Consider the following 20,042-nt stretch of genomic DNA (forward strand, 5'->3'; position numbering starts at 1 on the left):
TGTGGGGCAAGGGATACGGCTGCTTCGGCGACGCTGCGGGCCCGTGAGGGCCTGCAGCGCAGGCCGACCGTGGCAGGCAGGAGCGCCCATGAGCTGCCTGTCTCCGATCCAGGAGACTCGTCTTCGTGCTCGATCCACCGGTACGCGCCGCGTGGTGCGCGTGGCGATGAGAGAAGCGCGAGGACGGCAGTGCGCCTCGATGAACCGGATCTGCGGTGGTCCGGCGGTCCGAGTTCTGCCGCGGCGCCGCAGCGCTCATGTAGGCAGATCGGCGCCGTCGAGCTCGCATCTCCTGCCTCCGTTACTCGGCCAGCGGAGATGGATCCATGCCAGTCGCCCGCTGCGGCCGTCATGGCCCCTTTTCCTCCTTGGGGCCGCGAGTTCGGCGGGGCCCCACGGGCGCCCCGCCTCGCACATCCCCTCGCCCGCGGCCGTTGCTTCTCTTGCTCGGGGTTCGGCGCAACAGGTAGCCTAGGCAACGATGCAGGCCAGCGACCCGTTCGGCTGGGTGGGGTCGATCATCGACGGCCAGTTCGCCGTCGAGGCGCTGGCGGGCGAGGGAGCGTTCGGCGTCGTCTACCGGGCCCGGCACCTCGGCTTCGATTCGCCGGTCGCCGTCAAATGTCTCAAGATCCCCGCGGGTCTAAGCCCTGACCAGCAGGACGGCTTCCTCGCCAAGTTCCGCGAGGAGGCGCGCCTGCTCCACCAGCTCTCCCGCCGGACGATGGGCATCGTCCAGGCGCTCGACATCGGCGCCGCCGCCGCTCCGAAGGGGCCATGGACGCCGTACATCGTCATGGAGTGGCTGGAGGGCGAGACGCTCGAGCAGGATCTCAAGCGCCGCAGCGCCGAGAAGCTCCCGCCGAGGAGCCTCGGCGAGGCGATCCGGCTCCTCGCGCCGGTCGCCTCCGCGCTCGCCGTCGCCCACGACGAGAACGTGTCTCACCGCGACGTCAAGCCGGCCAACCTGTTCCTGCTCGGCGACCGCATGAAGGTGCTCGACTTCGGCCTCGCCAAGGTCTTCTCCGAGACGCCGACGTTCGCAGAGGCGCTCGTCCAGACGGGACGAACGTTCCGCGCCTTCACGCCGCAGTACGGCGCGCCGGAGCAGTTCAGCCCGCGGTTCGGCGCGACAGGGCCCTGGACCGACGTCTACGCGATGGCCCTCATCCTCGTCGAGGTCGCGAGCGGTCAGCCCGCCCTCTCGGGCGGCGACGTCATCCAGCTCTTCGTCGCCTCGAGCGACGAGGCGATCCGGCCGAGCTTCCGCGCCCGCGGGGTGAACGCGAACGCCGACGTCGAGGCGGTCCTCGGCCGAGCGCTCGCGATCAACCCCTCGCAACGGTTCCACAACCTCGGCGAGATGTGGGCCGCCCTGGAGGCCGCCCACCGCTCCAGCGTCGTCGTCGTGGCGCGCGACACCCTGCGCGCGCCCGCATTCGGCCAGGGCGACGCGAACGACGACGCGGATGACGGGCTGCTCGACCTCGCCGCCGTCCACCTGCCGCCGCTGCCGCCGCCGCCGGCGCTGTCCGTCCCGCCGCCGTCGCTGCCGCCGTCGTCGACGCCGTGGCGGGCGCCGGACAGCAGCGGGATGAGGGGGAGCGTGAGCTCCGATCGCGGCTCGCCGCGGACCCGGGCCGCGCTGCCGTTCGAGGGCGGTGAGCACCGGGTCTGCACCGTCCTGTTCGCGGATCTGTCCGAGGTGACCGCGCTCTCGTCACGGCTCGATCCCGAGGACGTCAAGGACGTCGTCGACCGCTGCTATCAGGTGCTCGCGGAGCACGTCGAGCAGATGCACGGGATCGTGGAGCGGCCGATCGGCGGGCGCGTCATGGCGGTCTTCGGCGTCCCTCGCTCGACCGACAGCGACGCCGAGCGAGCGATCGTCGCGGCGCTCGGCGCGCAGGCCGCGATCCCGCGCCTCACGCTGCCGCGCGCCGCGCGCTCGGTCCGCCTCTCGGTGCGGTTCGGGATCGCGACGGGGCGGGCCTTCGTCGGCGTCGGGGGCTCGGCGCGGCAAGATCTCGCCGTCATCGGCGACGCGGTCGACGGCGCGGGGCACCTGCAGCAGCTCGCGCCGCGCGGCGCGATCGTGATCGGCCGCGACACCCGCCGCCTCGTCCTCGGGCGCTTCCTCGTCGAGGCGCTCGACGCGGGCGCGAGCGCCGGCGCGGTCCGGGCGCCGGCGGCGCCGCCGGCGTCCACCGCGCACGGCGCGGCGCCGCCGATCTACCGCGTGCTCGGCGAGGCGCCGCTCCACCACGCGCTCGTACCGCCCGATTTCCATGGGCTCTCGACGCGCCTCGTCGGGCGCGGCGCAGAGATGCAGCGCCTGTGTGATCTCGTCGAGACCGCCTTCCACGAGCGGCGGCCGCGCCTCATCACGCTGGTCGGCGCGCCCGGCGTGGGACGGACGCGGATGCTCGCAGAGCTCTTCGCGGGCCTCCGCGACGGCGGCGCCGGGGGCGGCGCGCCCTCCTCGGAGCGCGGGTACGCGCTGGCGCCGCCCGGGGGGCTGCTCGTCCTGTCGGCGCAGTGCTCGGCGCTCGCGCAGGATTCGAGCTATGGCCTGGCCGGCGCGCTGCTCCGCCGCTGGTTCGGGATCCACGAGGCCGATCCGGCCCAGGTCATCCTGCGCAAGCTGCGCCGCGGCCTGCGCTGGATCCGGCTGCGCGCCGCGCGCGCCCGCGTCCGCGCCGAGCGGGAGGCCGCCGGCGCGGGGGCCAGGGCCGCCGCGCTCGGGGGCGCGTCGCCCATCGTGACCCGCACCTCGTCCGTCCCGCTCCGAGGGCCGATCAGCTCGACCGTCAGCGGGCGCAGGGGAGCCGGGGCGGCGCGGTACGAGGACGACGACGAGCTCGATCCGTCCCCCTCGCTGTCGAGGCCGACCGGGGGGAGCGACCTCGAGGAGATCCTCGCCCGGCTGGCGGCCATCCTGGGCGCGCGGCCTGCGCCCGCCGGGCTCCTCGAGGCCGCGGCGCGTGGCAGCGTCCTGGCGAGGCGCCGGATCGCCTCCGCGCTCGCGCTGCTCGTCACCTTCGCGCTCGAGCGGACGCCGATGGTGATCGTGTGCGACGACCTGCAGTGGGCCGACGACGCGACGCTCGACCTCGTCGAGGAGCTCGTGGCGAACGCCGAGGGGCTGCCGCTCTGCATGGTGTGCACCGCGCGCCCCGAGCTCTACGAGCGCCGCCCGGACTGGGGCGTCGGGAAGGAAGCGTACGTCCGCGTCGACGCGTCGCCGCTCGCGCGGCGGCACGCGGAGGAGATGATCCGGGATCGGCTCCGCGGCGCCTCCGCGCTCGACCACGAGCTCGTGCGCGCGATCGCCGAGCGCTCCGAGGGCAACCCGCGAACCGTGGAGGAGACGCTCCACCTCCTCGTGGACGCCGGCGCCATCGAGGCCCAGGACGGCGCGTGGCACGTCCGTGACGACGCGATCGGCGCGCTGAGCCTGCCGCCGGCCGTGCACGGCGTGGTCCAGGCGCGCCTCGACCGCCTGGACGAAGGCGCGCGCGGCCTCCTCGCGCAGGCCGCGGTCGTCGGCCGGACCTTCTGGGAGGGCGCGGTCGAGCGGCTCCGGAACGACGCCCCGCAGGCGCGCTCGCCGATGTCGAGCGAGCGCATCCTCGCGGAGCTCCAGGATCTCGATCCGCCGTTCTCGGTGCGCCACGGGGGCAGCGCGTCCACCGCCGAGCTGCTCGCGCGCCTCTGCGAGCGCCAGCTGATCCGGCTCCGCTCCCCCGCGTCGTTCCCCGGCGAGCGCGAGTACGTGTTCGTGGAGCAGGCGACGTGCGAGGTCGCCTACGAGATGCTGAGCCTCAAGATCCGCCGGCGGATCCACCTGCTCGTCGCCGACTGGATCGAGCACCGCGCGTCGAACGTGGAGGCGCGCGACGAGGGGGCCGCCCTCCTCGCCCACCACTATGAGCGGGGCGGCGATCTGCGGGCGGCCGCGGCGGCGTACGACCGCGCCGCGGCGCACGCCGCCGCGATGGGCGAGGGCGCCGCGGCGCTGCGCCACGCGGCGCGCGCCCGGGAGCTCCACGACGAGCTCGCGGCCGACGAGGCGTAGGGAGGTTGCCGCTACAGCGGGAGGTTGCCGCTACAGCGCCTTGCCGCGCGCGCTCGGCAGCCGGGCGCCGGACACGACAAGCGCGTGGCGCAGGGCGTCCTCCAGCGCGCCGAAGGTCTCGAGCGTCCGCGCGTCGCTGCCGAGCGTCACGATGGCCTGCGCGACCCCGGGGGAGATCCCGGAGACGAGGCAGCGGCTGCCGAGCAGGCTCGCGGCCCGGGCCACCTGGAACAGGTGGTCGACCGTCGGCGTGTCCACGTCCTCCACGCCGGTCAGATCGAGCACGGCGAAGTGGGCCTGCGTGCGGACGATCTCCCCGAGCAGCTTCTCCATGACGTCCGTGGCCCGGGCGCGGTCGAGCGCGCCGATGATCGGCAGCACGAGGACGCCCTCCCACGCCTGGATGATCGGCGTCGACAGCGCGCGGATCGCCTCCTGCTGCTGGCGCAGGACGCTCGCGGTCCGCTCGCGTTCGGCGTTCTCCGCGGCGAGCATCCGGTTCTTGCCTTCCAGCTCCTCGGCGTACACCTCGAGGCGCTCGATCGACTGGCGCAGCTGATCTTCGAGCCGCTTGCGCTCGGTGGTGTCCCGCATCGTCACGGCGACGCCGCCCTGGATCGGCACGATCTGGTGGTGCACCCAGACGCTCGGGCGCGACGCCTGGGCGTTCGGCGCGGGCAGGAGGATCTCCTCCTCGATCGGCGCCCCCTTCCGGAGGCCGCGCAGGCACCTCTCCAGGAGGACGCCGGCCTCGACCGAGTGGACGAGCTCCGAGAGGCGCCGACCGAGGAGCTGCTCGCGCGGCATCGACGACAGCATCGTCGCGGCGCGCGCGTTGAGCCCCGTGATCACGAAGTCGGCGATCTCCTCGCTGTCGTCGCGGCGGGAGGCCAGCGTGAGGAACGCGTCCATGCTGGCCTCGACGGCCGCGTGGAAGCGCGCCTCGCTCTCCCGGCGCTCCTCCTCGGCGCGCCGGCGCTCGGTGATGTTCTCCCCCACGATCAGCGCGTTCGTGACCTCGTCCGCCCCACGGATCGCGCTGACGTGGTTCGCGTACCACGCCCGCCCGCCGTTCGCCCCGAGGCCGACCACCTCGTAGCTCGCGCGGCCTCCCTCCCGGAGCACCGCCTGGAGCGCCTCCCTCACCGTGGCGTGGTACTCCGGCGACGTGAAATCGTAGAGGCTCCGGCCGACGACGCTCTCCTCCCGGACCCCGGGATACGGCCGGTTCACCGAGACGATGCGCGCGTCTTTGTCGACGACGACCAGGTAGTGCGGGATGCCGTCGTACAGCGCCCGCAGCTTCTCCTCGGACTCACGGAGCGAGATCTCGGCGGTCTTGCGCCGCGTGACGTCGCGGGCGACGAAGTAGACGAGCCCCTCGTCGAGCGCGAGCATCGCGTTCCACTCGAGCCACCGGTACGAGCCGTCGTTGCAGAGGAAGCGGTTCTCGTAGGTGATCGTCTGCGCGCCCGTCGAGAACGTGTCTGTCTCCGAGAGGGTGCGCGCCTTGTCCTCGGGGTGGATGAACTCGAGGTAGGGCCGCGCCATCAGCTCCTGGCGGCTGAACCCGAGCGTGCGCTCCCACGAGGGGCTCAGCTCCTTGAACCGCCCGTCGAGCGTCGCGGCGCCGAGCATGTCGACGGCGAGCGCGTAGAGCCGCCGCTGCTCCTTGTCCTCTTCGCGCACGACCGCGCGCAGGATCGGCCCTGCGCGGTCAGCGAGGGCGAGCCGCGCGATCTGCGTGTCGGCCTGGACGAAGTCCCCGCCCGGGCGCCGGTAGAGCCACCGAAACCGCTGCGGCTCCCCCCGGCCCGCCGCGTCGAGCCGCTGCGCGAGGCGTTCGGCGGAGGCCTGTCCGTCGGGCTGCAGGAGCGGCGCGAGGTCCGCGAGCTCCCGTCCGACGAGGCCGTCCGCGGATCCGGCGAGCAGCTGGATCGCCCTCGGGTTGGCGTCGATCACGCGGCCGTTCTCCAGGAGGAGGATCGCGTCTTCGGCCGCATCGAATGCGGCCCGGTGGAGATCAGGCTGGCTCATCGTGGGCGCCGCAGGGGGTCAGGAGCGCCGTGCCGCCGCGTTGTCCTCTCGATCTCGATCGCCAATCAGCACCTCGAGCGGCCGCCGACACCCCTCTCTGCCGCTGCCGCCAGCGGCGCATTGTGCAGGAAGCCTCGGTGGAGATCGAGGTCCATGAGCCCGCGCGCGGCTCGGCGCGGGTGGTTGTCGTCGTCGTCCTCGTCGTCCCGCTCGCTTTCGTCGGCTTCGTCGGTTTCGCCCCTCGTCCGCTCCCTGGTCCGGGATCCGTCCCGGTGCAGGCCGCTCGCGCGGCGGCATTCGAGCGCTGTCGCCTTCGTCGATGTTGTCTGCCTGCCACCCGCTGACGACGACCTCTCGCCTGCTGCGGGCGCCGTGGTAGCGTTGGCCTGTATCGCGGGGGGTTTCTTCTGCGCTGCCTTTCGGCAGGCAGCTCTCGCGCGGTGCGAGGGGGGTGCGATGATCTCGGAGGCGTGCGGGCTCTGCGCTTGGCCAGCGAGCCTCGTTGTCGACGACGTGCAGCGGCACAAGGGGGCGCTCCTGGACATGGCGCTGCAGATGCGTGCGGACGACAAAGAGCCGCTCGCGCGCGTGGCCTTCCGGGGCGCGCTCTACTGGCAGCGCTGGCTCCTGACGAAGGAGCCTGGGCTCCACGAGGAGGCTCGGGTCGTCTCGGGGCTCGAGTTCGCCCGAGAGGCTGGCGACTGGAAGGAGGCCGATATGCTCCTTGCCCACGCCGACAGCTCGAGCGCCCTCGCCGGTTTGCCGTTCGTCGATCACTGGAAGGCGCTCGTCGCGCAGCACTTGCCGGAGCAGGTGAGCGACGAGCACGAGCTCGAGGAGACGTTCCAGGAGTTCCGGCGGCACCCCAGCGAGGAGGCCGCGGAGAGCGTGCGGCGCTGCGCCACGGCCATCGCGCCGCTCGGGTCGCCCGTCCCGGTGCACAGCCTCCTGGCGCGTGTCGCGATGGATCTCGGCCAGACCGAGGAGGCGGAGTTCCACCTCGCCGCGCTCGTCGTCTGCAGGCCGCTCTGGATCCCCTACGTCGTGCAGCTGGCCGAGCACCAGGCGAGGCTCGATCTGCCGCGTGCCCTCCGCACCATCGAGGACGCGCGCCGGCTCTTTGGCCCCGACTTCTGGCTCCCTCTTTGAGCGGGGCTCACCCGCTTCGGATACGGGCCCATCTCGGCGTTTTCGGTGCTCAGCGCACGGGAGTGCGCTTGCGCGCCGAAAACGCCGATCTGGACCCGTCTCCTGTGCGGGTGAGACCCGCTCGGCGACGCAGCTCGTGAGAACGTCAGCTATCGACGGCCTCTGATCCCCTTGGAGAGCTCTCGTGGAGGGGAGTTGCCGTGCGCGGGCGCCCCGCGTGCTCGGCCTCCGGCTCAGGTGTTCTCGAGGGTGCGCATCCAGCCGCTGATCCGCGCGCCCGCCGGCTTGGGCCAGCCCATCCGCGCGAAGCGCTCGAGGAGCTGCGGCGTGTGGTCCCCGGTGCGGCTGTCCTTGAAGGCCGCGCGCGCCGCGTCGAGCTCGCGCGCCGCCTCGTGGAAGCGCCCCTCGTGGTACGCGAGCCAGGCGAGCGTCAGGTGCCGGTGCTGCCGGGGCTCCGCCTCCGCGAGCGCCACCGCCTCGCACGCCATCAGGTGCTCGCGCGCGAGCTCCGCCTCCCCGCGGTGGAGCGCGATCTGCGCGAAGAGCAGCCGCGCCTCCACAAGGCCCCACGGATCCCCGAGCCGCTCGAAGAGCCTGCCGGCGGCGAGCGCGTGCTCCTCGGCGAGCTCCGGCGCGCCCGCGTCGAGCGCCACCATCGAGAGCAGGCGCTCGCACCCGGCCTCGCCGCGCGGGTTCGCGACGTCGCGGAAGCTCTGCCGCGCCGCGAGCGCGCCCGAGCGCGCCGCCTCGAAGTTGCCGACGCGGTGGTCCGAGTGCGACAGCGCGAGGTCGCACTGCGCCAGCCCGAGCCGGTAGCCGATGGCGTCGAAGTCGGCGTGCGCGGTCGTGAGCAGCGCGCGCGCCGCGTCCGAGGTCGCCCCGGCCTGCTCGACCATGCTCTGCAGCAGCAGGCACTGCGCCCGGCCGAGCCGATCGCCGACCTCCATGAACCGCGACGCCCCGGACGCGAGCACCGCCCGCGCCCGCGCGTGCTCGCCGAGCAGGTAGTCGATCTCGCCGAGCAGCACCTCGCACTGCGCCTGCCCGTGGCCGTGGCCGATCTCGTCGAAGATCGCGTGCGCCCGCGCCACGAGCCGCCGGCCCTGCGCCTCCGCGCCGAGGTCCGACGCGATGTGCCCGAGCAGGCGCAGGCAGTGCGCCTGGTTCTCGCGGTCGCCGGCTTGCTCGAAGATGCGCCGCGCGTCCTCCGCGTCGCGCCGCGCCTCGTCGAGCCTCCCCGCCAGCCGCAGCGCCTCGGCGCGGAAGCGCAGCTGCGTCCCGAGGCGCGTCCCCGTCAGCACGGGCCGCGCGTCCACGCCGCCCCGGAGGCCCGGGCGCGAGTCGCTCCCCCCGGGCAGCTTGCCGTCGAGCACGGCGAGATCGCGGAGCGTCGCCGCGATGTCGCGCGAGCTCTGCCAGTGCGCCGCCACGTGCGCGTGCATGAGCGCCGCGGCCTCGTCGGTGTCGCCGGCGCGCAGGAGGCTGACGACCCGGTGCCGGAGGATGCGGCGGCTCGACGCGGCCGGGTGCGCCCCGAGCGCGTCGGCGGCGGCGCGGAACACGCGGGCCGCGTCCGGCTCGAGGAAGAGCTGCGAGAGGAGGTGCTCCTGGAGCAGCGCGTGCGGCCAGCGCAGGCGATCGCCCACGGCGAGGAGGATCTGGGCGCGCTGCATGGACGCGATCGCCCTGTCCGCCGAGATGTCGAGCGAGGTGAGCAGCGCGCGCAGGATCTCGCGCCGGATGTCACCGCCGAGCGCGGCGGCGGCGCGCGCGCCGGTGCGGAGCTCCTCGGGCAGCGCCGCGAGGCGCTCTTCCCAGAGGTCGGCGGTCGTCGCCGCCTGCACGGCCATCGACGCCCTCGGCACGAAGTACTTGCCCGCGCGGAGCTGGAGGTGCCCGCCGCCCGCCCACGCGTGCAGCAGCTGCAGCGCGAAGAGCGGGTTCCCCTTGCTGCGGGCCGTCGCCGCCTCGGCCGCCGCGTCGTCGAGCGGCAGCGTCTCCCGGAGCAGCGCGTGCGTCTGCGTGGGGTTCAGCGGGGCGACGTCGAGCCGCTCCCCGACGTAGGCCGCGAGCGCCCCCTCGATGCGCCTCGCCGCCACCGGATCGCACTCGACCGCCTCGCTCCTGACGGTCGCCACGACGAGCAGGCCCAGGTTCGGCGCGTCGCGGTGGAGCGTGAGGAGCCCCTCGAACGTCGTCGACGAGGCGTAGTGCAGGTCGTCGAGCCAGAGCAGCACCGGCCTGTCCCGGCCGATCCTCTCCAGCGTCTTGCGGATGATCAGCCAGCGGAGCTCGGGGCGATCCAGGCGGAAGCGCTTCCCCGTCGGGCCGACCGCCTCGCTCCCCGGGGGCGACGGCTTGATCCACTCGGCGGTCGCCGCGACCCACGTCTTGCCGACCTCATCCTCCGGCGGGACCTCCCAGAGATTCATCAGCACCTTCTCGACGATCTCGCGCTCGGCCCGCTCCAGCCGGTAGTGCTGGGTCACCGCGCCGAGCACGCCGTCGAGCGGCGCCGCGATGCGCCGGTAGCGCGCGCGGAGCGGCACCATGAGCGCCCGCTCGTGGACCTCCTCGCAGAGCCACTCGGCCAGCCGGCTCTTGCCGACGCCGGCCTCGCCCGCGAGCAGGACGAACCGGTGCATCGCCTTCGGCGCGTCGACCATCTCGGCCACGACCTCCATGAGCCGCGCCCGCTCCCCGGTCCGCGCGACGAACGGGCTCGGCCGGAGCGCGAGCAGCCCGGTGGTCGTCACGGACGGCGGCGGGTCGTCGTCTGGGGGCTCGATGAGCTCGGGCGTGAGCAGCTCCTTGCGGCTCGGGGGCAGACGGCCGCTCGTCAAGAGGGCGATCGGCAGCGGCGTCGCGGTCACGTTCGCGTTGTTGCGCGGCTCGAACCGCTTCCACACCCGCCGCGCGTCGCCCGCGAAGTCGAAGCGGTGCCAGGGCCGCTTCGCGAGCAGCCGCTTCGCGAACTTCGCGACGTCGCCCGGCACCACCGGGGGGAGCGGCAGGTCCGGGATCGACGCGCTCCGGTGCTGCTGGAGGAGCTCGTCGTTGTTGCCGTCGTAGACCTCGCCCCCGGCGAGCAGGGCGTAGAGGATGCAGCCGAGCGCGTAGAGGTCCGTCGGCGGTCCGACGTGGGGCGCCGCGAAGCGGATCTGCTCGGGCGCCATCCAGCCCGGGGTGCCCGCGCCCCAGCGCACCGTGGGTTCGCTCTCCCTGGAGCCGTCGAGCCGGTGATCGACCCGGTCCTGGATGAGCCAGGCCAGCCCGAGGTCGAGCACGTGCACGAGCGGCGGCTCGCCCCCGTGCTGCAGATCGACGAGGACGTTGGACGGCTTGAGGTCCCCGTGGATAACGCCGCGCGCGTGCGCGTGCGCCAGCGCGCCGAGCACCTGGTCGATGACGCTCCAGATGATCGGCCAGGGCAGGGGGTCCTCGAGCCGCGCGAGGTAGAGCCACTCGTGGAGCGATCGACCCGGGACGGCGTCCATCACGAGGTACGGCGTCCCGTTGCTGAGCGCCCCGAAGTCGCGGGCCTTGACGAGCGCCGGATGGGAGAGCCCGGCGAGCGCCCGGGCTTCCTCCTGGAACCACCAGGCGTCCTCGGGGCGGGCCGCCGCGCCTGGCCGGTCGAGCAGCTTCACGGCCACGCGCTCGTCGAGCACGAGATCACGGCAGAGATAGACGACCCCCATGCCGCCGCGGCCCAGCTCTCGGCGGACCTGATAGCGACCGGCCAGGATCGTGCCCGGTAAAAAGCCTTCTTCCGACATGACGGTGAGCCGCCCGATGATAGCCGTGCCGGCCGGGCCCGGTAGACTCGAATCTCGCGAGGCGCGCGGCGCCAGGCACCTGGCGCCAGGGCGGCCCGAGGTCGCTTGGCGGCAGTTCGTCGTGTCGGGTCCGCGGAGCGATGCTAGGTTGCGGTGATGGATGCAGCGGTACGCGTGCTTGCATTCGCTGGCGCGAGGGATGTGCTGGGTACCGGAGAAGTGGCGCTGCCGCTGGCTGGCCCCTGCACCGCAGCGGAGCTCCTGGAGCACGTCTGTGCTCGTTATCCGGGGCTCGGCCCCTACAAGGGATCCATCCGGGTGGCGGTGAACGGCGTCTATGCGACGCCGAGCGATCCTGTAGGTTTCGGTGACGAGGTCGCGCTGATCCCGCCGGTGGCGGGCGGCTAGCGAGAGGACCCGAGAGGGACGCGCCATGCCTTCTTCTATCGGCGGCCTCGATCCTGCGCGCAGTGCGGGCGACGCATCGGCTCAGCGGCGGCGATCGCTGCCGCTCGTCGACGGCGGAGACGCTGGCCGACGCGCGGCCGTGATCCCGTACCGCGACGGCGCCGGCCAGGCAGCTGGCGAGCACGCGGGGCCCGCGCCGCGGAGCGTGCGCATCTCGGTCACGGATCGGTGCGACTTCGCGTGTACCTACTGCCGCCCGTCGCGGCATGACGGCTACGCCGACGGCAAGCTCATGACGGCCGCCTGGCGCACCATGTTCGAGGCGCTGCGCGACGCCGGCGTCCGGCGGGTGCGCCTGACCGGCGGCGAGCCGCTGCTCCACCCCGAGATCGTGTCGATCATCGAGTGCCTCGCCGCGCTCGGCTTCGAGGATCTGGCCCTCACCACGAACGCGTCGCAGCTCGCGCGGCTCGCCGGGGCGCTTCGCGCCGCCGGGCTGCACCGGCTGAACGTCTCGATCGACACCCTCGATCCCGGGCGCTTCGGCGAGATGACCCGGGGCGGCGAGCTCGCCCGGGTGCTCGACGGCATCGACGCCGCGATCGCGGCGGGCTTCTCGCCGATCAAGCTGAACACGGTGGTCCTCCGCGGCGTGAACGACGACGAGATCGAGCGGCTCGCGCTGTGGGCCTGGGAGCGCCGGATGGTGCCGCGCTTCCTCGAGGTGATGCCGATCGCCGAGGGCGCTCGGCTCGTCGGCAAGCACCTCGTCACCGCGGCCGAGATGAGGGCGCGCCTTGCCGAGCACCTCCTGCCGGAAGAGGCGGCCGGCGAGCCCGGCCTCGGCCCGGCCAGGTACGTCCGCGCTCGCCGCGACCCGTCGCTCCGCGTGGGCTTCATCACGGGCACGAGCGACACGTTCTGCGAAAGCTGTGATCGCCTGCGCGTCTCCTCGACGGGCGTGCTCCGGCCGTGCCTCGCCACCGACGATGGCGTCGACGCCTCGCGCGAGGCGAAGAGCGGCGATCGGGAGGCGATCCGCCTGCGCCTGGACGAGGCGTGGCGCCTCAAGCCGGACGGCAAGGTCTGGAAGGGCTGCACCGAAGAGACGGCCTCCACGGTGTCGATCCGCGCGATCGGCGGCTGACGGAGCGGGCGGATCCGAGCGGGGCCGGATCACGTTCGGCTTCCGGTCCTCACGGCTGCCGTGTCAGATTCCGGGCGATGCCGCGAACCCCTGATCGACCCGGCGAGGGCGAAGCGCTCTCGACTCACCTCTCTCCGAGCGGCGAGGCCCGCATGGTGCCTGTCGAAGGCAAGCCCGTCACGCACCGACGCGCTGTCGCGTCCGGCGCCGTCATGATGCGCCCCGAGACCATCGCCCGGGTCGCGCGCGACGACGCCCCGAAGGGCGACGTGCTGGCCGCGGCGCGGATCGCCGGGATCATGGCGGCGAAGCGCACGCCGGAGCTCATCCCGCTCTGCCACGGCATCGCGCTCACGCACGTCTCGGTCTCGCTCGACGTGGACGAGCCCTCCGCGACGATCCGGGTGACCGCCGCCGCGGAGGCGGTGGATCGCACAGGGGTCGAGATGGAAGCCATGGTCGCGGTGAGCGCCGCGTGCTTGACCATCTACGACATGCTCAAGGGAATCGATCGCGAGATGGTCATCTCGGACATCAAGCTCCTCGAGAAGAGCGGGGGCCGCTCCGGCCATTTCCAGCGGAGCGCGCCGTGAGCCGGATCCGCGCCGAGCCGCTCGGTCTCGACGAGCTCATCGCCGCCGTGTCTCACCCTGGCGCGGGCGGCATCGCCACGTTCCTGGGCGTGGTGCGCGACGTCAACGAGGGCCGTTCGGTCACGCTGCTGGAGTACGAGGCCTACGGGACGATGGCCGAGGCCGAGCTCGAGCGGATCCTGTCGGAGCTCGCCGCAGAGATCCCTGGCGTGCGCGTCGCCGCGACGCACCGGGTGGGCGCGCTCCACGTCGGCGATGTCGCCGTCGCCTGCGCCGCGAGCGCGCCGCACCGGGGAGAGGCGTTCCGCGGGTGCCGCCTGCTCATCGACCGCATCAAGGAGCGCCTGCCGATCTGGAAGCGTGAGCACGGGCCGGACGGCCCCTACTGGGTCGGATGGGAGGACGCCCGCTGCGCCGGCGAGCACGGGCACGAGGCGCATCACGGGCATGCGCACGGCGACGAGGAGCCCCACGGCCACGGTGGGACGGCGCCTCCGGCCAGCGCTGGCGCCTAGCGCAGGCGCCGGCCGTGCGCGCCTCCGGGCGGCGCTGGCGCCTAGCGCAGGCGAAGCCCGGCCGGCGGAGGCGAGGAGAGCGGGTCGTTCTCCTTCAGGCGGTTGTGGTGCCGGATGTCCGTCCCCTTGACGAGGAAGACGACCGACTCGGCGATGTTCATCGCGTGATCGGCGATGCGCTCCAGGTACTTGGCGATCGACTGGATGCGTGTGGCCCTGTACACCGTGCTCGGGTCGCGGCTCATGACGAGGAGCACCTCCTGGAAGATGCGGGCGTAGTGCTCGTCGATCACGTCATCGCGCGTGAGCAGCTGGTTCGCTCGCTCGCAGTCGCGGGCGACCAGCGCGTCCAGCGCCTCGTGCACCACCTCGATCGCCTCGTCCGCGAGGCCTTGCAGATCCGCCACCGGCGCGAGCGGCGGCTCCTCGTTGAGCTCCTGCACGCGCTCGCAGACGTTCACCACGAGGTCGCCGACCCGCTCCAGATCGGTGACGATCTTGAGCGCCGTGGTGACGAAGCGCAGGTCGGACGCGACGGGCTGGCGCGTCGCGAGGATCCTCATACAGAGCTCGTCGACCTCGCACTCGAGGCGGTTGATCCGGCGATCGAGCCGGATCGTCGCCTTGGCGAGGCCCGTGTCGCGCGTCGCGAGCGCGGTCGAGCCTTTCTGGATCATCTCCTCGACGAGGCTGCCCATGAGCAGCAGCTTCTCGCGAAGCGTGCGTAGCTCGTGCTCGTAGACCTTGCTCGTGTGCGACGTCGGCATGACTCTATCCCCCGCTTCCATCAGCCGAACTTCCCGGTGACGTAGTCTTCCGTCTTGCTCTCCTTGGGGTTGGTGAAGATCGTCTGGGTCCTGTCGAACTCCACCAAGTCCCCCATGTAGAAGAAGGCGGTATAGTCAGAGCACCGCGCGGCCTGCTGCATGTTGTGTGTTACGAGCACGCAAGTATATCGCTCTTTCAGCTCGTCGATGAGCTCCTCGACGCGCGCTGTCGCGATGGGATCGAGCGCCGAGCACGGCTCGTCGAGCAGGATCACTTCCGGCTCCACCGCGAGGACGCGGGCGATGCAGAGCCGCTGCTGCTGGCCGCCCGAGAGGGATAGCCCGGACTGATCGAGCTTGTCCTTCACCTCGTCCCAGAGCGCCACCTGGCGCAGGCACTTCTCGACGAGGCCTGTGGGATCCTTGACGGAGATGCCGTTCAGCTTGTGTCCGGCGAGGACGTTCTCGCGGATGGACATGGTTGGAAACGGGTTGGGTTTCTGGAACACCATGCCGACGCGGCGCCGCAGCCTTACCGGGTCGACGGCTCTGTCATAGACGTTCACGCCGTCGATCATGACGGAGCCCTTCGCCGAGGCCCCGGGCACCTGCTCGTGCATCCGGTTGAGACAGCGCAGGAACGTCGACTTCCCGCACCCGGACGGGCCGATCACCGCTGTGACCCGGCCGTCGGGGATGTTCAGCGTGATGTCGTGGATGGCGTGGAACTTGTGAAAATAGGCGTTGAGCCGGGTGACGCTGATCTTGGCTGGCGGCGCCTCGTCCTCAGGCTCCATGGAGCGGCTGTCGATGCCATCGGTGTCGAGCCCGCTGCGGCGTTCCCCGGACCGTACTTTGTGGTGCAGTGAGTCAAACGAGCTCATCGAGTGCCTTTAGCGCGCCTTGACGCTCCGCGACGTGACGATGCGCGCGAGCAGGTTGAGGAGGAAGACGATGACAATGAGCACGAGGGCGCCTGTCCACGCCTCCTGCTGCCACTTCGGGTAGGGCGAAGTGGCGTTCCGCCAGATCTGCACCGGCAGCGAGGCGATGGGGCGGTCGATGGCGAAGCTCCAGTACGATGAGCCGAGCGCGGTGAGGAGCACCGGCGCGGTCTCGCCGGCGATGCGGGCCACGGCGAGCATCACGCCGGTGCCGATCCCGGGCGAGGCCGTCCGGAGCACGACGAGGAGGCTCGTGCGCCACTCCGGCACGCCGAGGGCGAGCGACGCTTCGCGGAGGTGGGCGGGCACCAGCTTGAGCAGCTCCTCCGTCGTCCGGGTCACCGTCGGGAGCATCACGATCGCGAGCGCGATGCCGCCCGCGAGCGCCGAGAAGCGCTTCATCGTGACCACCACGAGGGCGTAGACGAACACGCCGATGGTGATCGAGGGGACGCCGCCGAGCACGTCGGCGATGAACCGGATGGCGGCAGCGAGCTTGCCGCGCCCGATCTCGGCCAGGTAGATGCCGGCGAGGATGCCCGTCGGCAATCCGATGCCGCAGCCGATGGCGACGAGGATGAGCGTGCCGACGACCGCGTTGCCCATGCCGCTCCGCTCGTCGCCGACGGGCTTCGGCAGCTGGGTGAAGAAGTCGAGGGACAGCCCGCCAAGGCCTTTGCTGACGACGTAGATGAAGATCAGGAACAGCGGGACCAGGACGACGACGGCGCTCGACACGCAGAGCCCTTCGAAGAAGTAGCTGCGTACGCGGCGCAGCGTCTCGCCGGGCGCGGGCTCGAGCAGCGTGCGCCGGGGGGCGCTCGTGGGGCTCGCCACGGGGACAGGGGTGTCGCTGTTCATGCGCGCTTCTCCAGCTTGCTCTTGGTCGAGCTCACGAGCCATCGGGCGAAGAGGTTGAGGAGGAGGGCGACCCCGAAGAGGAGCAGCGCGATCTTGGACAGCGCCGACACGTACATGTCGCTCGTCGCCTCGACGAACTCGTTGGCGATGACGCTCGCCATCGAATAGCCGGGGTGGAAGATCGACGCGCTCACCTTCGGTACGTTGCCGATCATCATCGTGACCGCCATCGTCTCGCCGAGCGCCCGGTTCAGCCCGAGGATGATGGCCCCGATGATGCCGGAGCGCGCCGACGGGAGGACCGCGTAGCGGATCGTGTCCCACGCGCACGCGCCGAGGCCGACCGCCGCCTCGCGGTGCAGCTGGGGCACCGCCTGCATCACCTCCCGCGACACCGACGTGATCGTCGGGACGATCATGATGGCGAGGATGACGCCCGCGGCGAACATGCCGAATCCGAGCGGCGGCCCCTCGAAGAGGGGGATGTAGCCGAAGTACTTGATGATGACCGGCTCGACGGTGTCCCGGAGCCAGGGGCGGAGCACGGCGATGCCCCAGAAGCCGTAGACGACGCTCGGGATCGCCGCGAGGAGCTCGACCATGAACCCGAGCGGCTTGCGGATCCGGTGGGGGGCCAGATCCGACAGGAAGATCGCGAGGCCGAGCGAGACGGGGACGGCGAGCACGATGGCGATCAGCGAGGTGACGACCGTGCCGTAGACGAACGGGAGCGCGCCGAACTCCTCGCGCGCAGGGTCCCACACGCTCCCGCCGAGGAACCCCAGCCCGAACTTGTCGATGGCGAGCCGCGACGATCGGATGAGCTCCAGCACCATCAGCGCTGGCACCGCGAGCACCGTGAGGCCGAACATCGTCAGGATGGCGCGGAACGCTCGATCGGCTCCGCGCGCGCCATGTGGCGCATCGCTGTGCGGCGCGGGCGAGGCGGCTTGTTGCATCGGGACTTCTACGGTGCTCATGGACCTATCCTGCGCTCCTGCGCGCACGCCAGCCGCGCACGGCGGGGCGCCGTTCGCGCGGCTGGCGCGCATTCCTGGGGTCATGGGGCGAGCAGGGGCTTGCCGTCAGGGCCGACCAGAGCGGCGAGCTTCTTGTTGACCTTCTCGACCACAGCCGCGGGCAGCGGGGCGTAATGGAGGTCGTTCGTGAACTTCTGGCCGTCTTGCATCGCCCACTTGACGAAGCTGCCGAGCACCTTGCCCTTCGCGAGGTCCTTCTGCTCCTGGTAGACGAGGAGGTACGTGAAGCCGGCGATGGGGTATGCGTCCTCGCCCTCGGCGTCCACGAGCGAGATCCGGAGGTCGTCCGGCATCCTGGCGGCGGCGCCGGCGCCCGCGGCGGTCGTGCTCTCCAGCGACGGGGTGATGAACTTCCCGCTCTTGTTCTTGAGCGAGGCGAACGTGAGCTTGTTCTGCATCGCGTACGCGAGCTCGATGTAGCCGATCGAGGCGGGCGTGCTCGTGATCAGGGCGGAGACGCCGTCGTTGCCCTTGGCGCCGAGGCCTCCAGGCCAGTTGACGCTCGTCCCGGCCCCAGGTCCGCTCTTCCACTCCGGGCTGACCGCGCTCAGGTAGTCGACGAAGATCTTGGTCGTCCCGCTGCCGTCCGAGCGGTGGACCGTCGCGATCTCCTTGTCGGGGAGCTTCACGTCCGGGTTCTCCTTCTGGAGGGCCGGGTCGTTCCACTTCTTGATCTTGCCCAGGAAGATGTGCGCGGCCGCCTCCGGCGTGAGCTTCAGGCCAGACGGGACCCCCTCGAGGTTGTAGGTCAGCACGACCGCGCCCAGGCACGTCGGCAGGTGAAGGATGCCGGCGGCCTTCCCGAGCTGCTCCTCGTTCATCGGGGCATCGGTGGCGCCGAAGTCGACGGTCCGCTCGGTGATCTGCCGGATCCCACCCCCGGAGCCGATGGACTGGTAGTTGATCTTGACCTTGGAGTTGGCCTTCTGGAACTCAGCGATCCACTTCGTGTAGAGGGGGTACGGGAACGTCGCGCCCGCGCCCGTCAAGGTGATGTCCCCGTCAGCGGTCGGCTGCGGCGCGGTGTCCTTCTTCGCGCCGGGGAGCGAGCCGGTGTCTTGGGGGGCATCGGAGCGACCGCACGCCGCGGTCAGGAGGAACATCGCCAGGGTGAGCAGAATTCGAGCCATGCACAGCAAGGCGTAATCGAGGTTTGTGACAGCTCCGTGACGGCAAGGTGGAACAGCGAGCACCGCGCTTTCCTGGCTTTGCGTGGTTCGCGTGGATCACCCGGCGCGCGCCAGGCGGACGGTGAACTGGGTGCCGCGGCCGATGGCGCTCTCGACCTCGATCGAGCCGTTCATCAGCTCGACCAGGTGCTTCACGATGGCGAGGCCGAGCCCGGTGCCGCCGAGATCGCGTGAGCGGCCGGCGTCGACCCGGTAGAACCGCTCGAAGATGCGGCCCAGGTGGTGAGGCGGAATCCCGGGGCCGTCGTCGACGACGGCGAGCGTCACCTGCTGATCGGCCGAGCGCGCCTTCACCGTGACGTGAGCTCCCTCGCCCGCGTACTTGATGGCGTTGTCGAGCAGGTTCATGAGCACCTGCTCGAGCGCGCGGCGGTCGCATCGGACGGGCGGGAGCGCGGAGGCGTCGACCGTCAGCGTGACCCTGCGCCGGCGCGCCGCCTCGGCGAGCAGCTGCGTGACGTGCTCGATGGCGGGGGCGATGTCGAGCTCCGACAGCGCGAGGCGGAAGTTCTTCGCCTCGATCTTGGAGAGGTCGAGCAGGTCGTCGACGAGGTGGCGGAGGCGCTTCGCGTGCCGATCGATCACGTCGACGAACTCGGCGGCCTCGTCGGGGTCCTTCAGCGCGCCGAGCTGCAGCGTCTCGGCGGCGGTGCTGATCGCGGTGACCGGGGTGCGCAGCTCGTGGGACACGTTGGCGACGAAGTCGGTCCGGATCGTCTCCAGCCGGCGGAGGTCGGTGACGTCGTGGAACACCGCGATGAGCCCCGGCTCGGCGGACGCGCCGTCGTGATCCGCGCCCCACGCGGCGAGGGCCTCGCGCTCATCGTGCCCGAGCCGCTCCGGGCCCTTCCGGCGCGACACGCGCACGAGCAGCCGCCTCGGCAGCGTCCGCCCGAGCTCGACCTCGGTGTCGACCGGCTCGTCCCGCTGGCCGGCGAGCTGGATCGCCTCGGTGAGCCGCGCGTTGCGGATCGACTCGATGACCGATCGACCGAGCGCGTCCTCGCCGAGGGAGGCCATCGCGCGGAGCGCCCGGTTGGCGAGGAGGATCCTCCCGTCGCGATCGAGCACGAGGACGCCCTCGCTCATCCCGTCGAGGATGCCCGCGAGCAGGGCGCGCTCCGTCCGCACCTCGGCGGTGGAGCGGGAGAGCTCGCTCGTGAGGTGGTTCAGCGCGCGCGCGAGCTGGCGGAGCTCGCCCGAGCCGCGCAGCGGGGCGCGCGTCGACAGGTCGCCCTCGGACATCGCCTGCGCGAAGCGGGTCAGCCTCCGGATCGGGCGCGTGACGAAGAAGGCCGTGGCGGCGCCGACCGAGACGGCGACGACGATCATGGTGCCCATGCCGAGCAGCAGGGTGCGCCGCGAGCGAAGGAGCGCGGCGTCGACGGCCGCGCGCGGGCTGTGCTCCGCGAGCAGCGCCGCCTCCATGTCGCGTGCGGCGAGGCGCTCGATCGGGACGCCAGCGATGAGGAGGGCGAGCACCGTCCCCGCCGCGAGCTTCGCGCCGATGCCCAGCCCCCTCGGCAAGCGCATG

General features: G+C 72.0%; 15 protein-coding genes. 7 read left to right on the top strand and 8 right to left on the bottom strand.

The genetic code is table 11. The annotated features are described in order from the left end of the window. The first annotated feature begins 481 nt into the window (after window positions 1–481). A complete protein-coding gene (locus WME97_RS16105; RefSeq protein ID WP_437552795.1) occupies window positions 482–4,078 on the top strand; it encodes a protein kinase domain-containing protein in 3,597 nt (1,198 codons plus the stop codon). A gap of 30 nt (window positions 4,079–4,108) precedes the next feature. Here the strand turns inward: WME97_RS16105 and WME97_RS16110 are convergent, their stop codons facing one another. Then, window positions 4,109–6,115: a PAS domain S-box protein gene (locus WME97_RS16110; protein WP_437552796.1), complete on the bottom strand. Its 2,007-nt coding sequence runs from the start codon at window positions 6,113–6,115 to the stop codon at window positions 4,109–4,111. A 137-nt stretch (window positions 6,116–6,252) separates the two neighbouring features. Here WME97_RS16110 and WME97_RS16115 point away from each other — a divergent pair, with 137 nt between their 5' ends. Both WME97_RS16115 and WME97_RS16120 read left to right on the top strand, forming a co-directional pair. After that, window positions 6,253–6,459, top strand: coding sequence for a hypothetical protein (locus WME97_RS16115; protein ID WP_437552797.1), 207 nt, complete (start codon window positions 6,253–6,255; stop codon window positions 6,457–6,459). 112 nt (window positions 6,460–6,571) lie between these two features. After that, complete coding sequence (locus tag WME97_RS16120) at window positions 6,572–7,264, top strand: hypothetical protein (RefSeq protein ID WP_437552798.1); 693 nt, start codon at window positions 6,572–6,574, stop codon at window positions 7,262–7,264. A 233-nt stretch (window positions 7,265–7,497) separates the two neighbouring features. On the opposite strand, the gene WME97_RS16125 is transcribed toward WME97_RS16120, so the two are convergent. Further along, window positions 7,498–11,043 carry a protein kinase domain-containing protein gene (locus WME97_RS16125; RefSeq protein WP_437552799.1) on the bottom strand — a complete coding sequence of 1,182 codons (3,546 nt, stop codon included), beginning with the start codon at window positions 11,041–11,043 and terminating at the stop codon, window positions 7,498–7,500. Window positions 11,044–11,217: 174 nt separating this feature from the next. Here WME97_RS16125 and WME97_RS16130 point away from each other — a divergent pair, with 174 nt between their 5' ends. From WME97_RS16130 to WME97_RS16145, 4 genes are all read left to right on the top strand, one after another. Beyond that, window positions 11,218–11,451, top strand: a complete 234-nt coding sequence (locus WME97_RS16130; RefSeq protein ID WP_272098160.1) for a MoaD/ThiS family protein — start codon at window positions 11,218–11,220, stop codon at window positions 11,449–11,451. Between the two features lie 25 nt (window positions 11,452–11,476). Further along, a complete protein-coding gene (gene moaA / locus WME97_RS16135; RefSeq protein ID WP_437552800.1) occupies window positions 11,477–12,598 on the top strand; it encodes a GTP 3',8-cyclase MoaA in 1,122 nt (373 codons plus the stop codon). 77 nt (window positions 12,599–12,675) lie between these two features. Further along, window positions 12,676–13,191 (top strand): cyclic pyranopterin monophosphate synthase MoaC, encoded by a 516-nt coding sequence (moaC, locus tag WME97_RS16140; protein ID WP_044964956.1) that lies wholly within the window; start codon window positions 12,676–12,678, stop codon window positions 13,189–13,191. Continuing rightward, window positions 13,188–13,706, top strand: a complete 519-nt coding sequence (locus tag WME97_RS16145) for a molybdenum cofactor biosynthesis protein MoaE (protein ID WP_437552801.1) — start codon at window positions 13,188–13,190, stop codon at window positions 13,704–13,706. Before moaC ends, WME97_RS16145 begins: the two co-directional genes overlap by 4 nt. A gap of 41 nt (window positions 13,707–13,747) precedes the next feature. On the opposite strand, the gene phoU is transcribed toward WME97_RS16145, so the two are convergent. The 6 genes from phoU to WME97_RS16175 all read right to left on the bottom strand — a co-directional run bounded on the left by phoU (window position 13,748) and on the right by WME97_RS16175 (window position 20,041). Beyond that, the gene (gene phoU / locus WME97_RS16150; protein WP_437552802.1) at window positions 13,748–14,473 is read right to left on the bottom strand and encodes a phosphate signaling complex protein PhoU; all 726 of its coding nucleotides are present in this window, start codon (window positions 14,471–14,473) and stop codon (window positions 13,748–13,750) included. Window positions 14,474–14,493: 20 nt separating this feature from the next. Then, on the bottom strand, window positions 14,494–15,357 hold the full coding sequence (gene pstB, locus WME97_RS16155; protein ID WP_437552803.1) for a phosphate ABC transporter ATP-binding protein PstB: 864 nt from the start codon (window positions 15,355–15,357) through the stop codon (window positions 14,494–14,496). A gap of 9 nt (window positions 15,358–15,366) precedes the next feature. After that, on the bottom strand, window positions 15,367–16,278 hold the full coding sequence (gene pstA / locus WME97_RS16160) for a phosphate ABC transporter permease PstA (protein ID WP_437552804.1): 912 nt from the start codon (window positions 16,276–16,278) through the stop codon (window positions 15,367–15,369). Further along, on the bottom strand, window positions 16,275–17,258 hold the full coding sequence (pstC, locus tag WME97_RS16165) for a phosphate ABC transporter permease subunit PstC (RefSeq protein WP_437552805.1): 984 nt from the start codon (window positions 17,256–17,258) through the stop codon (window positions 16,275–16,277). The genes pstA and pstC overlap by 4 nt, the downstream gene beginning before the upstream one ends. Window positions 17,259–17,338: 80 nt before the next feature. After that, complete coding sequence (gene pstS / locus WME97_RS16170; RefSeq protein WP_437552806.1) at window positions 17,339–18,448, bottom strand: phosphate ABC transporter substrate-binding protein PstS; 1,110 nt, start codon at window positions 18,446–18,448, stop codon at window positions 17,339–17,341. Window positions 18,449–18,544: 96 nt separating this feature from the next. Then, window positions 18,545–20,041, bottom strand: a complete 1,497-nt coding sequence (locus tag WME97_RS16175) for an ATP-binding protein (RefSeq protein ID WP_437552807.1) — start codon at window positions 20,039–20,041, stop codon at window positions 18,545–18,547. Window position 20,042: the final 1 nt, after the last annotated feature.

The organism is Sorangium sp. So ce367 (assembly GCF_051520455.1).
GTDB lineage: Bacteria > Myxococcota_A > Polyangia > Polyangiales > Polyangiaceae > Sorangium > Sorangium cellulosum_B.